2 protein-coding genes and 1 pseudogene are annotated in these 2,934 nt (G+C 47.6%); 1 reads left to right on the top strand and 2 read right to left on the bottom strand.

Annotation, left to right across the window (positions count from 1 at the left end):
* Positions 1-137 precede the first annotated feature (137 nt).
* A complete protein-coding gene (locus JCM2765_RS16370) occupies positions 138-584 on the bottom strand; it encodes a MarR family winged helix-turn-helix transcriptional regulator (protein WP_054737582.1) in 447 nt (148 codons plus the stop codon).
* A 238-nt stretch (positions 585-822) separates the two neighbouring features.
* Between JCM2765_RS16370 and JCM2765_RS16365 the strand changes: the two genes are divergently transcribed.
* The gene (locus JCM2765_RS16365; protein ID WP_054737580.1) at positions 823-1,932 is read left to right on the top strand and encodes a glycerol dehydrogenase; all 1,110 of its coding nucleotides are present in this window, start codon (positions 823-825) and stop codon (positions 1,930-1,932) included.
* A 70-nt stretch (positions 1,933-2,002) separates the two neighbouring features.
* On the opposite strand, the pseudogene JCM2765_RS16360 reads toward JCM2765_RS16365, so the two are convergent.
* Positions 2,003-2,853: pseudogene (locus JCM2765_RS16360) on the bottom strand (aldo/keto reductase).
* Between the last annotated feature and the right edge of the window lie 81 nt (positions 2,854-2,934).

The raw sequence follows: 2,934 nt of genomic DNA, 5'->3' as shown, positions 1-2,934 counted from the left end.
CCTTCCGCGGCATCCTCCCACTATCCAAAACCAGAATCACTGAATTTCACAAACTAAAGATGCTTACGCTGGACACAAACGTAAACAAAAAAGCCCCCACCAATGCTCAATTGGCGGAGGCTTCTAATCAGTTAAAATCAATAAACGCTTGAGGGATTCGCTTCTTCCTCATAGATATGGGTTTTCACTTGGTGCAACAGGTCGTTGAGATCGCCAGCATCATCTGAATTTAACGGTGTTTGCAACAATTGGTTCAGTTCGTGAAAAACGCGCTCGATGTGGACTAGCGCTTGCTCGCCTTCTGGTGTGAGGGACAAAAGCTTAGTGCGTTCATTATCTAGCGGCACTGTTCGGATAACCAGGTTTCGGTTAACGAGGCCCTTCAGCAGATTGGTAATACTAGCTTCCTGCCGATTAAGGTAGTGCGCAATATCACGTTGTTTACTGTGAGGGTGGTGGGCAATGTACGCCATTGTGCGCCCTTGATCACTGTTCAGATTAAGGTCTCTGAGATGGTGATTAACGAATTGGACTTCGAAGTTTGCGATTTGGTGAATAAGACTAGAAGTAGTCTGTACGTTCATGGTAAGTGCCGCCTCCTTTGATATCAAGTTGAAAAACAGTATACCGTTAAATACTTGTCGCTACAAGTGTTTTGTGATAATTATTAGAATATTTTTAGAATTCGTTATAACATCTCCGCATAACAACCCATCAGTAACCGGGACTTATTAGTGAATAATTTACTTAAGAGATGTTGCTTGATTAATTCAAGTAGATTGCTTACACTACCGGTGCAACATAATTTTGGAGGTGGAAATGATGACAACTGCATTTGCCAGTCCGTCGACTTATGTTCAAGGTGACGGGTTATTGAAGGATGCTGCTAAGTACATTGCGCCGTTTGGGAAACAAGGTTTGTTGTTAACGGATGACGTGGTTTGGCAGCTGATTGGGGAACAGTTTTATGGTGATTTGACTGCGGCCGGGTTAACGATTGAGCGCGTTGCGTTTAATGGTGAGAGTTCGCCAGAAGAAATTGAACGAATCAAAACCATCGGTGAACAGAGTAAAGCGGCCTTTGTGATTGCGTTGGGCGGGGGCAAGACCAACGATACCACGAAGGCGGTGGGCGATGTGCTCCACGTGCCGGTGGTGATTGTGCCGACACTGGCGTCGAATGATTCGCCATGTACTCGACTGAGCGTGATCTATTCGGAGTCGGGTGAATTTTTGCATTATATTTTTTATGATAAGAATCCCGATTTAGTTTTAGTGGATACGTCAGTGATCGCGGGTGCGCCGGTGCGCTTTTTGATTGACGGCATGGCGGATGCGTTGTCAACCAACGTGGAAGCGCAGACCGTTGCTCGGGCACGGGAAGTAACGTTACTGCCACTTCAGACGCAGCAAACCGCCGCCGGACTGGCGTTAGCGGAAAAGTGTGAGGATTTGTTGTTCAAATACGGGACACAAGCTGTCACAGCGGCCTCAAGTCACGTGGTGTCACCGGCACTTACCCACATCGTTGAAGCCAACATTTTACTAAGCGGGGTAGGGGCAGAAAGTTCCGGATTGGCTGCAGCTCACAGCTTCCAAAATGGCCTAACAGCGTTGTCAGGCGACGTTCACAAACTGTCTCACGGCCAAAAGGTTTCGTACGGGACGCTGGTGAACCTCGTCTTGGAGGGTGCTAGTGATAAACGATTTGAAAAATACCTCAAATTTGAACTTGCGCTAGGATTACCAACCACGCTGGCTGACTTGAAGCTGGCGGATGCCTCAGACGAAGATCTGATGAAGGTTGCAACGTTGACGGTTCAGGAGGGTGAAACCATTCATAACATGGGGTTCCCAGTAACTGCAGCGGCGGTATTTGAAGCAATCAAAGCGGTGGATGCTTATTCCCGGAAGTTTCAGGGATTAGATTAATATGTAATGTTAAGTGGGCGTGAATTCTCGATTGGGAATTCACGCCCACTTTGTTTTTAGATTAATGTTGTTAGTCGTGAACCCGAATCGTTAAAAATCGATCGATCAACGCCGGGGTGACTTCGTGATCGATGGTGCTAGCATTGAGGTTAATGGCTTCGATGGCCGCCATATCAGCATCGGTTAACGTGAAATCAAAAACGGCCATGTTTTCGACCATCCGTGGTTCATGCGTCGACTTTGGAATCACCACAACACCACGTTGTAATAACCAGCGAAGAGCAACTTGCGCCGGCGTTTTACCGTACTGCTGACCGATTTTAGTCAGGGTTGGGTCGGTGAAGATGCCGTGCTTACCTTCCGCAAATGGCCCCCAAGCTTCTGGTTGAATGTGGCGGTCCTGCATGAATTTTAAATCATCGGGTTGTTGGTTGAACACGTTGAGGTCGACTTGGTTGACGGCTGGTTTAACATCGGTGAACAGTTCAAATTCCGCTAATTTGCCAGCAGTGAAGTTCGACACGCCAATTGCGCGAATCTTGCCAGCGCGGTAGGCCTCTTCCAAGGCCCGCCAAGCACCGTAAATATCGCCGATGGGTTGGTGAAGTAAGTAAAGATCGATGTAATCGAGTTGCAGTAAATCAAGGGCGCGTTGAAGACCATCTTTGGCGCTTCGTAGGTCATATCTTGAATCCAGAGCTTTGACGTGATAAAAAGCTCTTCACGAGGGACGCCACTGGCTTTGAGCGCTTCGCCTACAGCTGCTTCGTTATGGTAGGCCGCAGCAGTGTCGAAGAGACGGTAGCCGTGCTTAATGGCGGTGAGAACGGTTTGCTGAGCTTCGTTCGAATCGAGAATTTGAAAGACGCCAAGGCCGAGTTGGGGCATTTTGACGCCGTTATTCAGAGTAATGGTTTGCATGGCGGACACCTTTCTTAATTGGAGTTACGTTTAGTTTATCACCAAATTCTAATTTACGGGAGCTTGGTTTGCTGCTATCGT

This window comes from Secundilactobacillus similis DSM 23365 = JCM 2765, from assembly GCF_001311075.1.
GTDB classification, from domain to species: Bacteria; Bacillota; Bacilli; order Lactobacillales; family Lactobacillaceae; genus Secundilactobacillus; species Secundilactobacillus similis.
Note: the sequence above shows the minus strand (reverse complement) of the source record. Positions and strands in the feature narration are given on the sequence as shown.

Bases quoted from the DNA above. Each gene is read 5' to 3' on its own strand.
- JCM2765_RS16370 (WP_054737582.1), bottom strand. From the start codon at position 584: ATGAACGTACAGACTACTTCTAGTCTTATTCACCAAATCGCAAACTTC.
- JCM2765_RS16365 (WP_054737580.1), top strand. From the start codon at position 823: ATGACAACTGCATTTGCCAGTCCGTCGACTTATGTTCAAGGTGACGGG.